Consider the following 20,410-nt stretch of genomic DNA (forward strand, 5'->3'; position numbering starts at 1 on the left):
CTGAAATCGCGTGCGGTGATCACCAACAGCACCGGGCTGCTGTACCCGCTCAACTCGCAGCAGAACTCGGCGAACCGTCTGGGTTACTCGACCGACTACAACGACTTCAACAAGAACCAGCTGCTGGTCGACCGCCTCGTGTTCTCGGAGAAGACGCTGTTCCAGTACGAGACCTACGACAACTTCGGCAAGCGCAAGGTCGCCTTCTCCGACCTGAACCGCGCGGGAACCGTCGCGCCGGAGATGACCCCCGTGCGCCAGGGCGGCGACTTCTCGTTCGAGGTCTCAGTCGACAACTCGAAGGAGGTCGGAGACCGGCCCTACCCCTACCCGATCATCTACGACGTGCTCCCGTTCGCCGACGACACATCGATCAGCAACTCGACCATCCCGCGCGGATCGCGCTACTCCGCGTGGCTCAAGCCCGACGGCATGAAGCTCGAGCGCGACGGCGCGGAGAAGAAGACATACCTGCCCAGCGAGTACACGGTCTACGTCGGACCGCTGACCAAGCAGGGCGGCGAGATCGTCGAAGCCCCCATGGTGCCTCACGCGGAAGCCGCGAGCGAGTCGTTCTTCGACTCGCTGGGGCTGCCCGGCCAGCCGTCGGCGGTGAGGGACGGCCACTTCGTCACGCTGGACGAGATCAAGGACGACCCTGAGCTGCTGAAGAAGGCCAGGACCGTTCTCGTGCTCTTCAACAACGGCGCCGAGGTCCTTCCCGGACAGAGCAAACTCAAGTTCACGTACGACATGAAGGCCCCGCTCAACGCGCCGACCTTCCTCGAGCAGTTCGACGAGCCCGAGAAGAAGCGGGACGCGGCGCTCTGGAACTCGTTCGTCGCCACCCAGCGCGTGAGCCGCTTCATCCCCCAGGAGTCGAACACCGCCGGCGCCTACGCGATGGAGAAGCGGGATCACGCCTACATCGGCAACTACGTCTGGAACGACGTCAATTACAACGGGCTGCAGGACGAGGGCGACCCCTTCGCCGACGCGAACGGGCGGACGCTGCTCGATCCGACGAAGGATCTGAACTTCGACGGGCAGATCGACGACCCCGGCATCAACGGCGTTCGCGCAACCCTGCTCACGCCGAGCGGATACAACGTCGATGCCCTGGGCAACCCGATCCATCGGGTCTCGGACCACTGGGAGATCGTGGACGAGGACACCGGCGAGTCGGTGCTGGACGAGGTCTTCCAACAGCCGATTCGTTCGGAGGGCCCGCTCGTCACCGTCACCGAGACCGACTACCACGGCAACGACGGCTACTACACCTTCTCGAACATCCAGCCGGGGGAGTATCGCGTGATGCTCGAGTTCCCGAGAGCGTACGATCGGTTCTCTGCGACCACCGAGGAGGTCTTCAAGAACTCCAGAGTGCGGGTGTACGCTCCTGGAGAGCAGCTCGACATCCCGGCGGAGGTCGACGATGAAGCGCTGGTGACGATCACCGACGCTGCTCGTGTCGATGTCGACACCACCGACGAAGAACGCATGAGCTTCGACTTCGGGGTGGCGCAGAAGGTGCGCGTCGGAGGCACCATCTTCAAGGAAGACATCGCCACGCTCGACGGATACCAGGCCGGCGCCACCGAAACCGGCATCGAGGGCTATCACGTCTACCTGAAGCGCATGAACGGCGAGACCGCCGTCGACGCCGACGGCGACCCCCTGGTGGCGGTCACCGATGAGCAGGGCAAGTACGCGTTCGACCTCCTGCCGATCGACCGCCAGTATTACGTGCAGGTGACCGATCAGCACGACGGCTTCAGCACCGAGTGGGTGGTGTCTCCGTTCGTGCACCACGTCGACCCTTTCGCCGAGGCGAACGACAACGACGGGTCGACCGAGAAGGGCTCGAAGACCGTCAGAACGAACACGCTCCATTTCGACCTCGAAGGTCTCTTCGGAACGGGCTTCGCCGACCGCGAGTCGGTGAGCATCGGCTTCTACGAGAAATCGACCTACGGCGTCATCGGCAATCGCGTGTGGAACGATCTCGACCGCGACGGCATCCAGGACGAGGGCGAGCCCGGCGTCGAAGGGCAGACGCTCCGTCTCGAGCAGTACGTCCGCGACGGCGGCGAGTGGACGCGCACTGCTTTCAGCGACACCGCGGTCTCGAACGCAGACGGGTACTACTACTTCATGAGGGTGCCCAGCACCGTCTTCGAGGACGGCCGGCCTGTCGACACCGCGTATCAGGTGGTCGTCGACGAACTGGTCACCGGGTACACCTTCGCGCTTCCGCACCGGCAGTCGAACGCCGGATCCGATCCCGCCGAGTCCGATTCCGACTTCTTCAAGAACGGAACCATGCACGAGACGGCCGTGGTCGGCGAGTACCTCGTCAGCATCGCGGACCTCGATGACGCTACGAGGGTCATCTCCGGGCTCGACGACAACACGGTGGACCTCGGGCTCGTGCCGCACGCGCGGTCGACCCTCTCGGGTGAGGTCTTCATCGACTCCGACGGCGACGGCGTCAAGAACGATGCCGCCGAGGCCGATGAGATCTACACGGCCGCTCTGGAGGTGCTCTTCGGCGGGAACTGGGTCGAGGTCAGGCAGGATGCGGATGGGCGCATGATCGAACCCGCCTACGCGCAGGCGTCGGATGCCCCCATGACGCAGGCCGGTGTGGCGTCCTACGCGTTCGAGAACCTGCACATCATCGACTCGGAGCAGCGCGTCCCATACGAGTACCGGGTGAGGGTGAGCCAGGTTCCGCTCTGGCAGCAGGTCACCGGGTTGCACGTCGGCGACGACGAGTCCGAGGATAACGACTTCGTGCATGAGACGAGGGGCCTCTACAACTCCGCGGTCTCCGACGTTCGCGTACTCGGGGAGCTGCAGGAGCAGCTCCTCCCGATCGAGACGTTCGAGGGGATCCCGGCCAGGGATGTGGACCTCGGCGTCGTCAACCTCAAGACGCAGGCCAAAATCGGTGATCGCATTTGGAACGACGTCGACGGCGATGGCATGCAGGATCCGGGAGAGCCCGGCATGGACGGAATCCGCGTGGTGCTGAACCGCCTCGTGGACGGCGAGCTGATCTACGTCGCAGAAACGCGCACCGGCGTGGATGGCGCGTACGAGTTCACCGCCGACGTCGCCGACCACGATCCCGTGAGCGTCGGGTTCAATACGCCTCACGTCTACGTCGTCGAGTTCAACCTGAGCTCGCGGCAGACCCTGTCGCCCATCGGCTCCGGCAGCGGCGCGACCGACTCGCGGTTCGTGAATCTGATCACCGCGGGCGGGGCTCTGTACGACCACGGCATAGCGGATTCCCGACACACGGCGGTCTCCGAGGAATTCTCGCTCGTGGACGTCGACGGGAGCGGTTATGCCCTGTACGACACCGCCGGCGCCGTTGACCACATCGACGGCGGTGTGATCACGCACGACACGGTTCGAGTGATCGGCGACACCGTCTACGACGACCGGGACCGCAACGGGGTTCAGTCCGCCGACGAACCAGGGATCGGCGGCCTCAACGTGCGGATCTTCAAGCTGAACAGGGACACGGGTCTCTGGGAGGCCTACGAGGGGCCCGACGGATCGTCGACCATCACCGACGCGCGCGGTGAGTATCGGTTCTCGGTCGAGGTCGCCGACCTCGACAAGGACTCGGCCCACTACCGCTCCGCCGAGGAGTACCGGGTGCTCATCGAGGCGCCGGCCAACATGCGGCTCGTCGAGGTCGACAACGTGTTCTTCTACCAGGCCGCCGCCGATGTCGACGGGATCGCCATCGCCAAGCCGCACAGCTTCGTGCTGTCGGACGCGATGACCCTGATCGACTCCGGCGTCGACGGCGTGGATCTGAACTCGGCCCGCGATGTACTCACGGCGGACGCCGGCTTCGCGGTGTTCGACGCCTCGGTCACCATCGGTGGACGGATCTGGGACGACGTCGATCTCAACGGTCTGCAGGACGCCGGAGAGCCCGGGATCGCGGATCGTACCGTGCTGCTGTGGGAGCTCGTCGATGGGGAGTGGGCGCAGGTGGACGACCTCGTAGGCCGCGGACGGGCGGTGACGGCCGCCGACGGCGGGTACGCCTTCGAGGTGAGCCCCACTCACTACGATGAGAACGCGCCCGGATTCCTGGCGCCGCGCGAGTACCGGGTGACCACCGAGCGCGAGGGCTATCACGTGTGGTCGCCGCTCAACGTGGGCGACGACCCCGCCATCGACAGCGATGTGCGCCCGGCCGCACCCGAGTTCGGCACGCCGTACACCGGCGTCACCCGCGTGTTCTCCGTCGCCGATCACGACGGCGCCATGGTGGACATCACGAGCGTTCGCGATGACCTGCGGATGGACATCGGCCTCAAGGTCTACGACCACCTGGGCGTGATCGGCGGCGACATCTGGGAAGACAGCAACGAGGACGGGGATCGCCAGGCCGGCGAGCCGTTCCTCGAGGGCCGGCAGGTGACGCTCTGGGAGAGGGCTGAGGGCGAGTGGACGATCGTCGAAGACGCCCACGGCTATTCGACCCGGATCACCGATGAGCGCGGGCACTACGAGTTCGAGGTGGAGCCGACGACCTACGACGTGGAGTCCGAGCGCTACCTGCAGCCGAGAGAGTACCGCACCACGGTCGAGGTGCCGCAGGGATACCGGCTGAGCGATGGCAGCCGCACGGCCGCGCTGCACGAGCAGCTCGCGACATCGCTCACCGCGCAGATCTCCGAGCTCGATGTCGAGGGCAACGTCGAGCTGTCCGAGACCCGCGACGATCTCACGCTGAGCTTCCCGTTCGCGCTGGTGCCGGCCGACGCCGATCTGGCGCTGACAGGAGCCCGCCTCAATGTTGTCTACGCCGCACTCGTCGTCGCACTCGGAGCGGTCGTCGTGTTCGTCGGGGCGAGACGTCAGCGCAAGAATGCGCGTCAGGAGCCGTGATGGAGGAGAACGCAGTGACGGGGCGCGGCAAGCACGCGGAGGCGGGGGAACCCGGGGGCTCCCCCGAGCCCCGCGGGGAATCTCGGGAACCCTCTGACGATGCCCGGCAGGCGCGAGCCGAGGCTTCGAGGCCGACCCGCTCGAGACGCAGGGCCGCGTGGATCGCCACCGCAGTGGCTGCCGTGGTGGTACTCGTGCTCGCGGCGCTGCTGTCGTGGAATCGGCCGGCGGGTGGCGGGGAGCCCGTCACCGTGGGCGGGACGGAGTACACCACGAACATGCGGATGGACGAGCGCGGCGGATACGTGTACGTGTACGTCCCTGTGAACTCTGACGTCGAGGAAGTGGTGGTCGAGGTGGACGATGAGCAGGACAACCGTGAGATCCGGAGTTTCCTCGACTCCCTCGACACCTTCACGCCGGGGGAGCACGTGCTCGAGCTGAGCGACTCGAACCTCCACTTCATCGTGGACGGCATGGCAGAGGAGTGATCCTCGTGCGCGGCCGGAATTGGTCGTAGGCTTTCCGGCTGGTTTCGGATAGCTTCGAAGTGTGAGCCACTACCTGATCTCGTTTCCGAGCTCGGCACTCGACTGGGTGCGAGACGAGCAGCTGTGGGCCGAGATCGAGCGCACCTCGCGCGAGGTCATCCGCGAGGCGAAGGCGGCCGGAGTCTACGTCTTCGGCGGCGGGCTCGATGACACCGTCGCCCCCGTGAGGATCGCAGCCGACGGTGCGGTCTCCACGGATCTCTACCGCGAGACCCGCCTGCTCGACGGCGGCTTCTGCGTGCTCGACCTGCCGACGCGGGAGGCCGCGGAGGAGTGGGCCGCGAAGCTCGCCGCCGGCTGCCACTGCGACCAGGAGCTGCGCCCGTTCCACGACGACCCAGAATCCTGAGGGCCCGCACCCCGCAGTCGGCCGCCGCAACCCGCGTACCGTCCCTACCCGAGCACCGTGAAGCCGCGTTCGAGTGCTCCCCGCCCGGTCAGCGCCTCCAGGATCCGCGCTCCATCGCCGTTGTCCACCGCGAGTTCGGCGGCGAGTACCGCCGAGCTCCGGAGCGCGGGCAGCGGAGGGGCCGGATCGACCCCCGCCGCCCGCGCGATGTCGACGCCGTGCACCACCAGCTCGAAGGTGCGCGTGGGCAGATAGTCGCTGAGCCGGATCCCGCCCACGATGCACGTGATCATCGGATCCCCGGCGCCCCGTACGAGCTCGAGCACCCGATCGGCGATCTTCGAGAACGCGGCCGCCGGATCCGCGCCGAGCGCTTCGCCCGCGGCCACTCCGCGGGCGTGCACGTCGGCCGGATCGGCGCCGGGCATGTCGCGGGTGCGTCTGAAGTATTCGGCGGGGCCCGAGATCTCCTCGCGCTGCGCGGGCCTGCCGAGGTACTGCTCCACCGTGAGGAGCGCGCGGCTGGTGTGCCCGACGAGGGCCCGCAGATCCCAGTCGCCGAGACCGGGCGCCGACCAGTCGGGATCGCCGAGACCCGCCACGAGGGAGCCCGCCCACCTGGCGGCCGCGCCGAAGTCGCCCTCGGCCCTCGCGGCAGCTGCGGGCCGGCTCGCATCCGCGCGGGCCGCGGTCGCCGTCGATTCGGGGTCTGGTGCGTCGCTCTGCATACTCCTAGTGTGGAGCCGGAGCGAAAGGAGCGCCAGATGGCTGATGCGACGAAGGGGCCGAAGTCGTACTTCCCGTCGATCGAGGCGAAGTACGGCAGGTCGATCGACGAGTGGATCGAGCTCTTGCGCCCTCACGCGGGCGAGAAGCACATGGAGCAGGTCGCGTTCCTCAAGGAGCAGGGGATGGGGCACGGCCACGCGAACGCGCTCGTGCACGTCTTCCGCGCCGAGCACGACGGGGCGTAAGCCTGTGCGGCGAGCGCCGGGACTCCGCATCGGATCCGCTCGCGGTGCGAGCGGCAGGGCGCCGGCCCGACCGGCCCCGACGAGGGTCGAGCCCGGGAGGCCCGCCCGATCCCGCCCGCCAGTATCATCGGGGACGACCTGCGAGAATGGAGCCCCATGAGCGAGAACGAGCAGCCCGGCCTGCCCCCGTGCCCCGAGTGCGCGAGTGAGTACGCCTACGAGTCCGGGGCGCTGCTCGTGTGCCCGATGTGCGGCCACGAGTGGGCCGCAGCCGAGGCAGCCGAGGGAGGAACGGACGCCGGCGAGGGATCGCGGTCCGTGCGCGACGCCGTCGGCAACGTGCTCTCCGACGGCGACTCCGTGACCCTCGTGAAGAGCGTCAAGGTGTCGGGCGGCGGCGGAGGCACCATCAAGGCCGGCACGAAGGTGAGCGGGATCCGGCTCATCTCCGACGGCGTCGGAGATCACGACATCGACGCCCGCGTGCCCGGTTTCGGCAAGCTGCAGCTCAAGTCGAGCGTCGTCAAGCGCGCGAACTGAGCATCTCCGGGTGCGGAACCCGTCGCTGCGATCCGTATCGGGATGCAGCCGTCACTTGGATCCACGATCCCGACTCGCCCCGAGCGCCCGTGAGATACGTGGCGCATCGGGGGTTCTGCATCTCGCCGGTCGCGCGCATACTGGGAGGACGGGCAACCGACGCCGAAGGAGCATGTCATGCCGCACTCACTCGCAACGTATATCGCACTGCCGGGCACGACCGGCGAGGCCATGGAGCACTGGCACGAGGTCTTCGGCGGTGAGCTGGAGATCCTGAGATACGGCGACATGCCCCCGATGGAGGGCATGCCGTTCACGCCCGACCCGCGAGCGGTGGCCCACTCGACGCTCGTGCTGCCCCGCGGTGCGGGGGTGATCGCGGGCGGCGACTCGATGGACGACGGCACCGACTACCCGGTGCGCGGCACCGCCTACTCGCTGCTCTACACGACCGACACGCCCGATGAGGCGCAGGGGCTGATCCAGAAGCTCATCGACGGCGGCGGAGCGACGGGCATGCCGTTCGAACAGGCTCCCTGGGGCGACTGGTACGGCCAGGTGTTCGACCGCTTCGGCGTGATGTGGGCGTTCTCCTGCGAGCGCGCCTGACACGGCGCGGTAGCGTGGAGGGGTGACTGCCGAGACTCGACCCCGCGTGCACTCCGTCGTCGTCGGCGATGCCGCGACCGAGCCGCGCCGCCGCGTGGTGTTCCTGCACGGCCTCTTCGGTCGCGGCAAGAACCTGATGCGGATCGCCGCCGGCCTCGAACCGGAGGCGCGCAGCCTGCTGGTCGACCTGCCGAACCACGGCCGGTCGGCGTGGACCGACACCTTCGACTACGTCGAGATCGCCGACCTCGTCGCGGAGCATCTGCGGGCGTTCGCGGCGGAGGGCGGCGCGGATGCAGCTGAGAGGGCCCCGCTCGGGAACGGCCGCGGCGCGGGATCCGGCGGCCCAGCGGCGGACGACGCCCGCGTCGACGTGGTGGGGCACTCGATGGGCGGCAAGGTGGCGATGGTGCTCGCGCTGCGCCACCCCGAGCTGGTGCGCCGGCTCGTGGTGATCGACATCGCACCCATCGCCTCGGGATCGTCGCGCGGGGAGTTCCGCCACCTGCTCGACGCGCTCGCCGCGGTCGACCTCGCCGCGGTCGAGCGCCGCACGGACGCCGATGCGGCCCTGCGGGCGGCGATCCCCGAGTACGGGGTGCGCGGCTTCCTGCTGCAGAACCTGCGCCGCGGCGACCACGGCTTCGAGTGGGAGCCGAACCTGCGGCTGCTGCGCGAGCAGCTGTCCGCGGTGATGGGGTTCCCCGACCTCGTGGGGCACCGGTTCACGGGCCCGGTGCTGTGGATCGGGGGCGAGCGCTCCGACTACATCTCGGACGAGGACGCACCGGTGATGCGGGCGCTGTTCCCGCGCACGGTGCGCATGACCGTGCGCGGCGCCGGGCACTGGGTGCACTCCGAGAAGCCCGACGAGGTCATCACGGCCCTGCGCACGTTCCTGCTGAGCGATCCCGACCGCGACTGAGGCCTGCGCGGCTCTGCAAGGGGGGGTGCGGGCACGCGCGGACGGGGTCATCATGGAGGGACCGGATCGAGGAGGCGCCATGAACCCGCAGACCGTACGGCAGGAGACCTGGAACGGGCTGCTGCGCGAGCAGATCGACTGGCACTGGGCACACCAGGTCAGAGCGCGCCTCTCGGGGCTCGCCGACGACGAGTACTTCTGGGAGCCCGTGCCCGACTGCTGGAGCGTGCGCCCGCGCGAGGAGAGCCGCGCGCCGGTGCAGGGAGGATCCGGATCCATGGTGATCGAGTTCGCCATGCCCGAGCCGGATCCCGCACCCTTCACCACGATCGCCTGGCGGCTGGGGCACGCGATCGTCGGGATCCTCGCGATGCGCAACGCGTCCCACTTCGGCCGCGAGCCCGTCGACTACTTCACCTACGAGTACGCCGACACGGCCGAGGGTGCGCTGCGGCAGCTCGAGGAAGAGCTCGCCCGCTGGCAGGCCGGCGTGGAGTCGCTCGGCGAGGAGGGGCTCGGGCGCCCCTGCGGAGACGCCGAGGGCCCCTACGCGGAGTGGTCGATGGCGGGTCTCGTGCTGCACATCAATCGTGAGCTCATCCACCACCTCTCGGAGATCTGCCTGCTGCGCGACCTCTTCCTGCACCAGAGGATCGCGCGGGACGAGCGGGCAGAACCCGACGAGCGGGATGCCCGGGACGAGCAGGCCGAGCCGGAGGGATGATACATGGATCTCGGTTTCGCAGCCGTGCCGGGCGGCGAGACCTCCGGCGTGCTGCTCAGGGTGAACCGCGGAGAGTGACGGTGCCGCGCGCCGCCGCGCGGCGCCCCGCTGCGCCGGAGCGGGCGGTCGCCGCTCAGTTCTCGCAGAGGCAGAACGGGTGGCCGGCTGGATCGAGGAACACCGCGAAGGTGCCGTCCTCGCTCGGCTGCACGGGGTGGCGGGTGGCGCCCGCCGCCTCCGCTACGGGGTCGGCCTCGGCGATCGAGTCGACGTAGAGGTCGAGGTGGGCCTGCTGCGGGATCGGGCCGTCCGGCCAGTCGGGCGCCCGGTGATCGGGCACCCGCTGGCAGGCGATCGCGAAGCCGGTGCTCTCGCCCTCCCGCGGAATCACGTCGACCCATCCCGGGTCGTCTTCCGAGGAGCTCGTGCGCCAGCCGAGCAGGCGCGCGTAGAACTGCGCGAGGGCTGCGGCGTCGGGGCAGTCGAGGGCGTACACGTGGCGGGTGGTGCGGATGGAGGTGCTCATGCCCGGCAGTGTAGGTGGGATCACGGGCGCGCGGAAGGGCCTTGCCACGCTGCGCGCCCGTCCCCCCGAGCGAGAGTCTCAGGGCGCTCTGACGTCGGCCCGCTAGCCTGGCACCATGAGCACAGCCGCGGGGGACAGTTTCGACACGGGTGCGGAAGGCGACGGTGCGAACGACGAGATCACCATCTCCGCCAGTGCCCTGCGCACCCTCGGCGATCAGATGCAGCGCTTCCTGCTCGAGTACCGCTTCGCCATGCAGGAGATCGAGACGAAGCTCGCGATCCTGCGCGAGGAGTTCCTGCACATGCACGAGTACAACCCGATCGAGCACGTCTCGAGCCGGTGAAGTCTGTCGACAGCCTCGTCGACAAGCTGCAGCGCCGCGGCCTGGGCACCGACTTCGACGAGATCCGCCGCGAGATCCACGACATCGCGGGCGTGCGCGTCACCTGCGCCTTCATCCGCGACGTCTACCGGCTCTTCGACCTGCTCACGCAGCAGGACGACATCACGGTGCTCGAAGTCGAGGATTTCATCGAGCAGCCGAAGCCGAACGGCTACAAGAGCCTGCACACGATCATCTCGGTGCCGGTCTACCTGTCGAGCGGCCGGGTGGACGTGCCGGTCGAGGTGCAGTTCCGCACCATCGCCATGGACTTCTGGGCGAGCCTCGAGCACAAGATCTACTACAAGTACGCGCGGCAGGTGCCCGACGCCCTGCTCGCGGAGCTCAAGCACGCGGCCGACACCGCAGCCGAGCTCGACACCCGTATGGAGCGGCTGCACGTGCAGGTGCACGGCGAGCCGCCGCTGCACACGGCCCCGATCGACCTGAGCCGCCTCGCCGACCGGGTGCACCGGGCGTAACGGTCGACCCGCGGGCACCCGGTCGACTGCACGCTGTCGCGCCGGCGCATCGCGGCGCGGCTCGGCCGTCGTGCGCGGTCCGACCTGCCGACGGGCTCCGAACGCGAGCCGCGCGAGCCGAGCGCGGCGCGCGTGCCGGCGCCGCGGTAGGGTCGAGACGTGGAGAGCGAGCACCTGCCAGGCGGTTCCGGCGGAGTATGGCGCAGGCGCGCCCCGAACGGCGAGATCCGGGTGCACCGCCCCACGGGCCCCTGGACCCCCGCGGTGCACGCGCTGCTCGCGCACCTGCACGAGCGCGGGCTCGACGGCATCCCCCGCGTGCACGGCATCGACCCCGACGGGCTCGAGGTGCTCGACTACCTGCCGGGCGCGACGCTGGACCCCGAGACGCAGCAGGCGAGCGACCGGGCGCTCGCCGAGGCGGCCGCCTGGCTGCGGCGCTTCCACGACGCGGTGCGCGACTTCCGCCCGGGCGCCGTGGAGTGGCGTCAGGGCGAGCAGGATCTGCGCGACGACGAGCTGATCTGCCACAACGACCCCGGCCTCTACAACTGGGTGGTGGCCGACGGCGACTTCGCCGGCATGATCGACTGGGACCGGGCCGGACCCGGCCGCCCCATCGACGACCTCGCCTTCCTCTGCTGGTCGGGGGTGCCCCTGCTGCGCGAGATCCCGGTCGCCGATGCGGCGCGCAGGATCGCGCTCGCCGCCGACGCGTACGGCAGGATCGGGGCGGAGCGACTGCTCGACGCGGTCGACGCGCGCATGGATCTCATCGCTCAGCGCTGGCGGGCGGGCATCGAACGAGGCGACCCCGGCACGATCGCGCTGCGGGAGTCGGGTGTGATGGATCGGCACCTCGCGCGGGTGCGGGGGTTCGATGCCCGCAGGGAGGCGATCCGCCGCGAGTTGGAGAGACGCGACGGATGAGTGCGGCCCCGCCGCGGGCATGTGCAACACTGGGAGCGGGGACTACCGGGGAGGGCCGTTCGCAGCGGCCTCGTGAGGAGTACGAGCATGACGAGTACGGGTACGACGGGAGCATCCGCGACCAGGCTGGGTCTGGCCGACGGCGGCATCGAGACGGCGCTGACCGAGCGGCTGGGGCAGCGACTGCCTGAGTTCGCGGCGTTCACACTGCTCGACTCGGTCGAGGGGCGGGAGGCGCTGCGCGAGTACTATCGCCCGTTCCTGCGCCTGGCGGTCGAGCACGGTCGCCCCATCGTGCTCGACACCCCCACTTGGCGATCCAACACCGACTGGGGCGAGCGCCTCGGCTACGATCAGCAGGCGCTCGACGCCGTGAACGCCGACGCCGTGGCGCTGCTGCGAGAGCTCGTCGAAGACGAGTGCGGCGACTCGATCGAGGCCGTCGTGAACGGCTGCGTCGGCCCGCGGTTCGACGATCACTACATCGAGGGCCGTCGCATGACGGCCGCCGAGGCCGAGGCCTATCACGCCCCGCAGGTGAACGCCCTGGCCGAGGCCGGCGCCGACCGAGTGACGGCCGTGACGACACTCGACGCCGCCGAAGGCATCGGAGTGGTGCGCGCGGCGCAGAGTGCGCGCATCCCCGTGGCGGTGTCGTTCGTGGTCGGCGAGGACGGGTTGCTGGCCGACGGCAGCACTCTCGCCGAGGCCATCGCCGCCGTCGACGCGCAGACCGAGGCCGGTGCGATCGGCTTCCTCGTGAACTGCGCGCACCCCACGGCCGTAGCCGAGGGTCTCGAGGTGTGCGGCGCGAGCCCCGAGCTCTCCCGCCTGATCGGGTTTCGCCTCAATGCCGCTCACGACGGCGACGAGGGCCCCGGCGACGGACCCGAGTCGTTCGCCGAGCTCGAGGCCGGCCTGCGAGAGCTCGCCCCCAACGCGAGCATCTTCGGCGGCTGCTGCGGCACCGACACCCCGCACATCGCGGCCCTCGCATCCCGGCTGGCCTAGCGCCCCACTGCGGGGCCGCCCCGCTGCGCCCGGGCTTTGAATCGGCCTCGCCGGTTACGGGACGACCGCTTGTTGTGGTTAGGCTGGTCTCGTGAGTAGAGACCCATTCAAGGAGCTGTTCGGGCCGTCGAGCGGCGACGCCCCCGAGCCCGCACCGGCGCCCGTGCCCGCGCGCGATCGCCTGGCGTACGAGCAGGCCGAGCGGGTGCGCACCTCGCAGCTGCCCGCCGGCAAGCGCACGCCTCCGGCCGGTGTCGACGCCCACCCCCGCGATCGCTCGGCGCAGGCGAAGCCCTGGATCGTCGTCGGCATCGTCGCGGTGCTGGCCATCATCGCGTCGATCGTGATCCTGAACCTCGCGCGGGGTTCCGAGCAGGCGCCGCAGCCGACGGCCCAGCCGACCACGCAGGCTCCCACGACCACCTCGCCGACCACGCCCGCGGATGATGATGACGACGACTCGGATGCCGAGCAGCCCGAGGGCCCGCCCGCCGTCGATGTCGGAGCCACCTACGACATGGCGATCGGACCATGGGATGCGACCTCGCAGATCTCGCAGCGCTTCGGATCCATCAGCTTCAACATTCCCGACGGCACCAACCTCGTGCTCACCTCGGACCTGCTGAACTCCTTCCCCGAGTCGTGCGCTGCGATGCGCCAGGGCTGGGGTGCCACCAAGACCGGCGCCGGCTATGAAGTGCTCAAGCCCGCGGAGCGGTGCGCTGAGGCTCCCGAACTCTACGACGAGGTCTGGGGGCTCGTCGACGCCTGGGTGAAGACCATCCGCTGAGCCAGTCACCCGCGCTCGTCCCCGCCCGAAGCCCGTCAACGGCCCGGCGCCGCGACGGTCCCGGCGTGCGATCGTCAGGCGGCGAACAGAGCGGGCCAGAGCGCGACGGCCAGGGGATAGCCCGCGAAGCTCACGATGTCGAGCAGCCAGTGCGCGACGACGAGGGGGAGGGATCGACCCCACCGCTGGTACGCCCAGCCGAAGACGAGGCCCATCACGACGTTGCCGATGAAGCCGCCGAAGCCCTGGTAGAGGTGGTAGCTGCCGCGCAGCAGCGCGCTCGAGACGACCGTCGCCACGGGGCCGACCCCGAGCCGGCGCATCCGGTCGAAGAAATAGGCCACGACGATCAGCTCCTCGCTGAGCGCCGCCCTGAGCGCCTGCAGCACGAGCACGGGAACGGTCCACCAGAACGCGTCGAGCGCGGTGGGCACGACGGTCGTGTTGATCCCGATCCCCTTCGCGAACAGGTAGAACCCGAGGCCCGGCACGCCGATGAGCGCGGCCAGCGCGAAGCCTTGGCCGGTCTCGCGCAGCCACCACCCGCCCCGGGATCCGTTCGAGCGCTTCGACAGCGGCGAGGGGCGACGCTCGGTGAGCCCCGGCGCCGGTCTGCCGAGGCCGAGCCCCGCGAGGTGCGGCCGGCGATCGCGCCACAGCAGGAAGATCACGAGCGCGACGGGCGCGAGCCCAAACACGAAGGCGAGCAGCTGGTAGACCAGGTCGAAGACCGGGCTCTCGGCGAGCGGCCGGTTGATCGTCGCGGTCTGAGGCGACAGCGCCGCCTCACGCGTCAGCCGCTCGATGATCGTCACCACCGCGTAGACGCCGGATGCGCCGAACGAGAGCGCGAGCACGATGCCGAGTTCCCAGCGCAGCCGCGCGGGCGAAGAATGATCCGTCACCGCACCAGCGTATGAGGTCGCGCGGCGCGACGCACCTGCGGGCCCGCCGCGGCGATTCCACAGGCACGCTGGACGGGGTTCGAACGCCGTCCATTCCGGGAAGATGGAGACTTCGCACAGTGCAGCCCGGGGCCCGAGCGCGAACTTTCTCGGACTCCTACAGACCTCCATCACGATGCCGTTACGGACCCCGTTTTGCGCGGCCTCCCATCCGCCGCTCGTTAGGCTGGGGTGGTTATTTCGAATTCACTCCCGGGGTGGAACGCACGTCGGCGTGCACCGACCGGGATGGAACTTTTCAAGGAGGAAACCTCGTGAAGCGATCAAAGATTGGCTTCGGGTTCGTCGCACTGGCGGCAGCGGGCGCGCTCGCGCTGTCCGGCTGCGCGTCCGGCGGCGGATCGAACGGCGGCGGCGATGCCGGCGCAGGCATCATCACCGTCAACAACACCGAGCCCCAGAAGGGCCTGATCCCCGCCGACACGACCGAGGTCGGCGGCGGCAAAGTCGTCGACGCGCTCTGGGAGGGCCTCGTCTACTACGACGCCGACGGCGTGACGCAGATGGGCGTCGCCGAGTCGATCGAGTCCGACGACAACATCACCTGGACCGTGAACCTGCGCGACGACGCCGTCTTCTCGGACGGCACCCCCGTGCTCGCCCACAACTTCGTCGACGCGTGGAACTACGCCGCGAACATCGACAACGCCATGGGCAACCAGTACTTCTTCAGCGCGATCAAGGGCTTCAGCGAGACCGAGCCGGTCGAGGCGCTCGAGGGTCTCAAGGTGATCGACGACCACACCTTCACCATCGAGGCGACCCCCGACTTCCCGGACCGCCTGGGCTACTCGGCCTACTACCCGCTGCCCGACGTCGCCTTCGAGGACATGGAGGCGTTCGGCCAGAACCCGATCGGCAACGGCCTCTACAAGCTCGACGGCGAGGGCGCCTGGAAGCACGACGAGTCGATCAGCCTCGTCAAGAACGACACCTACGTGGGCCCCCGCGAGGTGAGCAACGAGGGCATCGATTTCAAGGTCTACGCCTCGCTCGACGCCGCCTACACCGACCTGCTCGCCGGCAACCTCGACGTGCTCGACCAGATCCCCGACACCTCGTTCGCGGTGTTCGAGGACGAGCTGGGCGACCGCGCCATCAACCAGGCCGGCGCGCTGACCACCACCCTCGCCATCTCGACCAGCCTGCCGCACTTCGGCATGGACGAAGAGGGCAAGCTGCGCCGCGCCGCGCTCTCGATGGCCGTCGATCGCGAAGAGATCATCGACGTGATCTTCGAGGGCACCAACCTGCCCGCGGTCGACTTCACCTCGCCCGTGGTCGACGGCTTCGCCGACGACCTCGCCGGCAAGGAGAAGCTCGAGTTCAACCTCGACGAGGCCAAGAAGCTGTGGGCCGAGGCCGACGCCATCAGCCCCTTCGAGGGCACCGTCGAGGTCGCGACCAACTCGGACGGCCCGCACCAGGTGTGGATCGAAGCTGTGGCCAACCAGTGGGCGACCAACCTGGGCATCTCGGCCGCGCCGAAGCTCTACCCGACCTTCGCGGCATTCCTCGACGACCGCGAGGCCGACGTGGTGGGCGGTCCGTTCCGTGCCGGCTGGCAGGGCGACTACCCGGGTGCGTACAACTACATGCAGCCCCTCTACTACACCGGCGCCAGCTCGAACCACGGCTTCTACGCGAACCCCGCGTTCGACGCGAAGCTCGATGAGGCGATCAACGCCGCGAGCCACGAGGAGCGCAACGAGAAGCTGAACGAGGCGCAGGAGATCCTGCTCGAGGACATGCCCTCGATCCCGCTGTGGTACCAGGGCACCACCGGCGGTTACAGCGAGGGCGTCGACAACGTCGTCTTCGGCTGGAACTCGGTGCCGATCTTCAACGAGATCACCAAGAACTAACCTCTCGGCGAGGGCCCCGGGCTGCAGGCCCGGGGCCCTCGTCTCGTCTCGGCGCCGACCGCCGGGGCGCCCACAGCTCTTCGAAGCGGGCACGCCGTCGTGCCCGGCTTCGCGTTTCAACACAATTGCGAGAGAATACGCAACATGTCAACCCACTCTGAGCGGGGAGGAGCCAGTTCATGCTGAGATACATCCTCTTCCGACTGCTGCAGGTGATCCCGGTACTGCTGGGAACCACCTTCCTGATCTACTTCATGGTCTTCGCGATGCCGGGCGACCCGGTCGCGGCGATGTTCGGCGACAAACAGCCGAGCGAGGCCGTGCTCGAGCGCGTGCGCGAGCAGTACAACCTCGACCAGCCGTTCTTCGTGCAGTACCTGCTCTACCTCAAGGGCATCTTCATCGGCGACTTCGGCATCAGCTTCTCGGGGGAGCCGGTCTCGCAGATCCTCGCCCGCACGTTCCCGGTCACCATCAAGCTCGCCGCGATGGCGATCGTCATCGAGCTCGTGCTCGCCGTGGTCATCGGCCTCTTCTCGGGCCTGCGCAAGGGCAAGATGTTCGACAACATCAACCTGATCATCGGCCTGCTCTTCATGAGCATTCCGATCTTCGTGATCGCCTTCATCGCGCAGTTCGGCCTCGGCCTGAAGCTCGGCTGGTTCAGCCCCACCGTGGGCGCCGGCGCGCCGGTGCAGGATCTGCTGCTGCCGGCGATCGTGCTCGGCGTCAGCCTGTACGCCACCAGCATGCGCCTCACCCGGTCGTCGGTGATCGACACCCTCAACCAGGACTTCGTGCGCACCGCGTACGCGAAGGGCCTCAGCCGCAACCGCGTGGTTCCCGTGCACGTGCTGCGCAACTCGCTCATCCCGACGATCACCAACACGGCCACCGACTTCGGCACGCTGATGGTCGGCGCGACCGTCACCGAGGGCATCTTCAACGTGCCCGGCGTCGGCAACGTGCTCTTCAACGCCATCCTGAAGGGCGAGAACGCGACCGTGGTCTCGTTCGTCACCGTGATGGTGCTCATCTACCTCGGCGTGAACCTGGTCGTCGACCTGCTCTACGCCGCGCTCGATCCGAGGATCCGCTATGCCTGAGCCGCAGAACCAGTCGCCCCAGCCCGCGCGCGCCGCGCGCCCGCCGATCGAGCACTTCGTGGCTCCCGTCGACGAGACCCCCGTAGTGCCCGTCGACGCCGTGCGCATCAAGGAGAAGAAGTCGAACCTGTGGCTCGACGCCTGGCGCGACATGCGCCGCCGACCCATGTTCTGGATCTCGGTCGTGATCATCCTGGTGGTCGCGCTCGTCTCGCTCTTCCCCGGCATGTTCACCCCGGTGGATCCGCGTGCGAGCTCGCTCGCCAACTCGAACGGCGCGCCCGCCGCCGGTCACCCGCTCGGCTTCACCAAGCAGGGCTACGACGTCTACGCGCGCATCATCTACGGAGCATCGACCTCGGTGTCGGTGGGCCTCATCGTGATCGCGATCACCTTCGTGGTCGGCACCGTGATGGGAGCGCTCGCCGGGTTCTTCGGCGGAATGGTCGACACCGTGCTCTCGCGCGTCGGCGACATCTTCTTCTCGATCCCCTACATCCTCGCCGCCGTCGTGGTGATGAGCGTGATGGCCGACTACCGCAACCCGCTCGTGATCGCCTTCGCGATCGGCGGGTTCTCGTGGCCCATCACGGCGCGCATCGTGCGCAGCGAGATCCTGCGCGTGAAGAACGCCGACTTCGTGATGGCGGCCGAGTCGCTCGGCCTCTCGCGCTTCGCGACGCTCGTGCGCCACGTGCTGCCGAACGCGCTCGCTCCCGCGATCGTGGTCACCACGCTCTCGCTGTCGTCGGCCATCGTGGCCGAGGCGACGCTGTCGTTCCTCGGCGTCGGCCTGCCTCCCGGGCAGTTCATCAGCTGGGGCAACGACATCAGCGCTGCGCAGCTCTCGCTGCGCACCGATCCGATGCCCCTCATCTACCCGTCGCTCGCGCTCACGGTCACCGTGCTGGGGTTCATCCTGCTCGGCGAGGTCGTGCGCGACGCGCTTGACCCGAAGGCGAGGGCCCGTCGATGAGCGCAGCCAGCCACCAGAGCGCGCAGCCCCGGCAGCCGCTGCTGAGCGTGCGCGACCTGCAGGTCGCATTCGGCACGAAGAAGCAGCCGAACGAGGTGCTGCACGGCATCTCCTTCGACGTCTACCCGGGCGAGACCGTCGCGATCGTCGGCGAGTCGGGGTCGGGCAAATCGACCACGATGCACGCCGTCATCAACCTGCTCCCGGGCACCGGCCGCACCACGGGCGGCTCCGTGACGTGGAACGGGCGCGAGCTCGTGGGCATCGGCCGACGCGAGATGGAGACCATCCGCGGCCGCGAGATCGGTCTCGTGCCCCAGGATCCGATGTCGAACCTCAACCCCGTCTGGTCGGTCGGGTTCCAGGTCGAGGAGGCGATCCGCGCCAACGGGCTCGCCAAGGGGCGCAAAGAGGTCAAGCAGCGCGCCATCGAGGTGCTCGAGCAGGCCGGCCTGCAGAACGCCGAGCAGCGCATGAAGCAGTACCCCCACCAGTTCTCGGGCGGTATGAAGCAGCGCGCGCTCATCGGCATCGGCCTCTCGGCCAACCCGCAGCTGCTGATCGCCGACGAGCCGACCTCGGCGCTCGACGTGACCGTGCAGCGCGTGGTGCTCGACCATCTCGCCTCGATGACCGAGCAGCTCGGCACGGCCGTGGTGTTCATCACGCACGACCTGGGTCTCGCCGCCGAGCGCGCCGAGAAGCTGATCGTCATGTACAAGGGCAATATCGTCGAGTCGGGCCCGAGCCGCGAGATCCTGCAGCGGCCTCAGCACCCGTACACGAAGCGCCTCGTGTCGGCGGCCCCGAGCCTCGCGTCGCGACGCATCGGCTCCGACGCCGACCTGCCGCCGGCGCCCACCGAGTCGTTCGACCTCGCGGCGCTCGCCGAAGAGGAGAAGCCGACCGTCAAGCACGGCGAGCCGATGATCGAGGTGCAGGGGCTCGGCAAGGTCTACAAGATCCGCAAGGGCAGTTTCGGCTTCGAAGACTTCCACGCCGTGTCCGACGCCTCGTTCACCGTGAACCGCGGCGAGACCCTGGCGCTCGTGGGGGAGTCGGGATCGGGCAAGTCGACGATCGCGAAGATGGTGCTGCAGCTCGAGAAGCCGAGCTCCGGAGAGATCCGGATCGACGGCCAGAACGTCGCGGGCATCTCGGGGCGCAGGCTGTTCGATCTGCGCCGCACCCTGCAGCCGGTCTTCCAGGATCCGTACGGCTCCCTCGATCCCCTGCACAACATCGGCAACACGATCATGGAGCCGCTGAAGATCCACGGCGTGGGCGACGCCGAGAGCCGGCGGGCGCGCATGCTCGAACTGCTCGACCAGGTGGCGCTGCCGCGCGAGCTCGCAACGCGCTACCCGAACGAGCTCTCGGGCGGACAGCGGCAGCGCGTCGCGGTCGCGCGCGGCCTCGCTCTCAAGCCCGACGTGCTCGTGCTCGACGAGGCGGTCTCGGCGCTCGACGTGCTGGTGCAGGCGCAGATCCTCGACCTGCTCGCCGAGCTGCAGCAGGAGCTGGGGCTCACCTACCTGTTCATCACGCACGATCTCGCGGTGGTGCGGCTCATCGCCGACCGCGTGTGCGTGATGCAGCAGGGGCGCATCGTCGAGCAGGCGACGACCGAGGAGGTCTTCGAGAACCCGCAGCAGGAGTACACGAAGAACCTGCTCGCCGCGATCCCGGGCGCGCACATCGAGCTCGGCGTCAGCTGAGTTCGGGTTCCGCGGAGCGAGGGGCGGGTCGGCCGGGGCCGATCCGCCCCTTCGTCGTACC

18 protein-coding genes and 1 pseudogene are annotated in these 20,410 nt (G+C 68.9%); 16 read left to right on the plus strand and 3 right to left on the minus strand.

The window, feature by feature from the left end; translation table 11 throughout:
* Positions 1-15: 15 nt before the first annotated feature.
* The 3 genes from Leucomu_RS03345 to Leucomu_RS03355 all read left to right on the plus strand — a co-directional run bounded on the left by Leucomu_RS03345 (position 16) and on the right by Leucomu_RS03355 (position 5,823).
* Complete coding sequence (locus Leucomu_RS03345) at positions 16-4,923, plus strand: SdrD B-like domain-containing protein (RefSeq protein WP_228407242.1); 4,908 nt, start codon at positions 16-18, stop codon at positions 4,921-4,923.
* 173 nt (positions 4,924-5,096) lie between these two features.
* Positions 5,097-5,414, plus strand: coding sequence for a hypothetical protein (locus tag Leucomu_RS03350; RefSeq protein WP_128386336.1), 318 nt, complete (start codon positions 5,097-5,099; stop codon positions 5,412-5,414).
* 61 nt (positions 5,415-5,475) lie between these two features.
* Positions 5,476-5,823, plus strand: coding sequence for a YciI family protein (locus Leucomu_RS03355; protein ID WP_017882984.1), 348 nt, complete (start codon positions 5,476-5,478; stop codon positions 5,821-5,823).
* A 44-nt stretch (positions 5,824-5,867) separates the two neighbouring features.
* Here the strand turns inward: Leucomu_RS03355 and Leucomu_RS03360 are convergent, their stop codons facing one another.
* On the minus strand, positions 5,868-6,551 hold the full coding sequence (locus Leucomu_RS03360) for a maleylpyruvate isomerase N-terminal domain-containing protein (RefSeq protein ID WP_017882985.1): 684 nt from the start codon (positions 6,549-6,551) through the stop codon (positions 5,868-5,870).
* A gap of 36 nt (positions 6,552-6,587) precedes the next feature.
* Here Leucomu_RS03360 and Leucomu_RS03365 point away from each other — a divergent pair, with 36 nt between their 5' ends.
* The 5 genes from Leucomu_RS03365 to Leucomu_RS03385 all read left to right on the plus strand — a co-directional run bounded on the left by Leucomu_RS03365 (position 6,588) and on the right by Leucomu_RS03385 (position 9,595).
* On the plus strand, positions 6,588-6,797 hold the full coding sequence (locus Leucomu_RS03365; RefSeq protein ID WP_017882986.1) for a DUF4287 domain-containing protein: 210 nt from the start codon (positions 6,588-6,590) through the stop codon (positions 6,795-6,797).
* Between the two features lie 156 nt (positions 6,798-6,953).
* The gene (locus Leucomu_RS03370) at positions 6,954-7,337 is read left to right on the plus strand and encodes a zinc ribbon domain-containing protein YjdM (protein ID WP_017882987.1); all 384 of its coding nucleotides are present in this window, start codon (positions 6,954-6,956) and stop codon (positions 7,335-7,337) included.
* 177 nt (positions 7,338-7,514) lie between these two features.
* Positions 7,515-7,946 (plus strand): VOC family protein, encoded by a 432-nt coding sequence (locus Leucomu_RS03375; protein WP_017882988.1) that lies wholly within the window; start codon positions 7,515-7,517, stop codon positions 7,944-7,946.
* A gap of 22 nt (positions 7,947-7,968) precedes the next feature.
* The gene (locus tag Leucomu_RS03380) at positions 7,969-8,871 is read left to right on the plus strand and encodes an alpha/beta fold hydrolase (RefSeq protein WP_202950816.1); all 903 of its coding nucleotides are present in this window, start codon (positions 7,969-7,971) and stop codon (positions 8,869-8,871) included.
* Between the two features lie 79 nt (positions 8,872-8,950).
* Positions 8,951-9,595: a DinB family protein gene (locus Leucomu_RS03385; protein ID WP_128386337.1), complete on the plus strand. Its 645-nt coding sequence runs from the start codon at positions 8,951-8,953 to the stop codon at positions 9,593-9,595.
* A gap of 133 nt (positions 9,596-9,728) precedes the next feature.
* On the opposite strand, the gene Leucomu_RS03390 is transcribed toward Leucomu_RS03385, so the two are convergent.
* On the minus strand, positions 9,729-10,121 hold the full coding sequence (locus Leucomu_RS03390) for a VOC family protein (RefSeq protein ID WP_128386338.1): 393 nt from the start codon (positions 10,119-10,121) through the stop codon (positions 9,729-9,731).
* Between the two features lie 115 nt (positions 10,122-10,236).
* Here Leucomu_RS03390 and Leucomu_RS03395 point away from each other — a divergent pair.
* From Leucomu_RS03395 to Leucomu_RS03410, 4 genes and pseudogenes are all read left to right on the plus strand, one after another.
* A pseudogene (locus Leucomu_RS03395) lies at positions 10,237-10,988 on the plus strand (GTP pyrophosphokinase).
* A 159-nt stretch (positions 10,989-11,147) separates the two neighbouring features.
* A complete protein-coding gene (locus tag Leucomu_RS03400) occupies positions 11,148-11,918 on the plus strand; it encodes a phosphotransferase (protein ID WP_128386339.1) in 771 nt (256 codons plus the stop codon).
* 87 nt (positions 11,919-12,005) lie between these two features.
* Entirely contained in the window at positions 12,006-12,929 is a 924-nt protein-coding gene (locus Leucomu_RS03405) for a homocysteine S-methyltransferase family protein (RefSeq protein WP_128386340.1), read from the plus strand.
* A gap of 91 nt (positions 12,930-13,020) precedes the next feature.
* Complete coding sequence (locus Leucomu_RS03410) at positions 13,021-13,719, plus strand: hypothetical protein (protein WP_128386341.1); 699 nt, start codon at positions 13,021-13,023, stop codon at positions 13,717-13,719.
* A gap of 74 nt (positions 13,720-13,793) precedes the next feature.
* Here Leucomu_RS03410 and Leucomu_RS03415 read toward each other — a convergent pair whose 3' ends face one another.
* A complete protein-coding gene (locus tag Leucomu_RS03415; protein WP_128386342.1) occupies positions 13,794-14,624 on the minus strand; it encodes a CPBP family intramembrane glutamic endopeptidase in 831 nt (276 codons plus the stop codon).
* A gap of 314 nt (positions 14,625-14,938) precedes the next feature.
* Between Leucomu_RS03415 and Leucomu_RS03420 the strand changes: the two genes are divergently transcribed.
* From Leucomu_RS03420 to Leucomu_RS03435, 4 genes are all read left to right on the plus strand, one after another.
* A complete protein-coding gene (locus Leucomu_RS03420) occupies positions 14,939-16,549 on the plus strand; it encodes a peptide ABC transporter substrate-binding protein (protein WP_128386343.1) in 1,611 nt (536 codons plus the stop codon).
* Positions 16,550-16,728: 179 nt separating this feature from the next.
* Positions 16,729-17,655 carry an ABC transporter permease gene (locus tag Leucomu_RS03425; protein ID WP_128386344.1) on the plus strand — a complete coding sequence of 309 codons (927 nt, stop codon included), beginning with the start codon at positions 16,729-16,731 and terminating at the stop codon, positions 17,653-17,655.
* Positions 17,648-18,631, plus strand: a complete 984-nt coding sequence (locus tag Leucomu_RS03430) for an ABC transporter permease (protein WP_128386345.1) — start codon at positions 17,648-17,650, stop codon at positions 18,629-18,631. The genes Leucomu_RS03425 and Leucomu_RS03430 overlap by 8 nt, the downstream gene beginning before the upstream one ends.
* Positions 18,628-20,349 carry a dipeptide ABC transporter ATP-binding protein gene (locus Leucomu_RS03435; protein ID WP_128386346.1) on the plus strand — a complete coding sequence of 574 codons (1,722 nt, stop codon included), beginning with the start codon at positions 18,628-18,630 and terminating at the stop codon, positions 20,347-20,349. Before Leucomu_RS03430 ends, Leucomu_RS03435 begins: the two co-directional genes overlap by 4 nt.
* The last annotated feature ends 61 nt before the right edge of the window (positions 20,350-20,410 follow it).

It is taken from the genome of Leucobacter muris, from assembly GCF_004028235.1.
In the GTDB taxonomy this organism is placed as follows: Bacteria; Actinomycetota; Actinomycetes; order Actinomycetales; family Microbacteriaceae; genus Leucobacter; species Leucobacter muris.

Excerpts from the sequence above, each read along its gene's own strand:
- Leucomu_RS03360 (WP_017882985.1), bottom strand. The coding sequence starts at position 6,551 with ATGCAGAGCGACGCACCAGACCCCGAATCGACGGCGACCGCGGCCCGC.
- Leucomu_RS03370 (WP_017882987.1), top strand. The coding sequence starts at position 6,954 with ATGAGCGAGAACGAGCAGCCCGGCCTGCCCCCGTGCCCCGAGTGCGCG.
- Leucomu_RS03385 (WP_128386337.1), top strand. The coding sequence starts at position 8,951 with ATGAACCCGCAGACCGTACGGCAGGAGACCTGGAACGGGCTGCTGCGC.
- Leucomu_RS03430 (WP_128386345.1), top strand. The coding sequence starts at position 17,648 with ATGCCTGAGCCGCAGAACCAGTCGCCCCAGCCCGCGCGCGCCGCGCGC.
- Leucomu_RS03375 (WP_017882988.1), top strand. The coding sequence starts at position 7,515 with ATGCCGCACTCACTCGCAACGTATATCGCACTGCCGGGCACGACCGGC.
- Leucomu_RS03435 (WP_128386346.1), top strand. The coding sequence starts at position 18,628 with ATGAGCGCAGCCAGCCACCAGAGCGCGCAGCCCCGGCAGCCGCTGCTG.
- Leucomu_RS03365 (WP_017882986.1), top strand. The coding sequence starts at position 6,588 with ATGGCTGATGCGACGAAGGGGCCGAAGTCGTACTTCCCGTCGATCGAG.
- Leucomu_RS03405 (WP_128386340.1), top strand. The coding sequence starts at position 12,006 with ATGACGAGTACGGGTACGACGGGAGCATCCGCGACCAGGCTGGGTCTG.
- Leucomu_RS03390 (WP_128386338.1), bottom strand. The coding sequence starts at position 10,121 with ATGAGCACCTCCATCCGCACCACCCGCCACGTGTACGCCCTCGACTGC.
- Leucomu_RS03425 (WP_128386344.1), top strand. The coding sequence starts at position 16,729 with ATGCTGAGATACATCCTCTTCCGACTGCTGCAGGTGATCCCGGTACTG.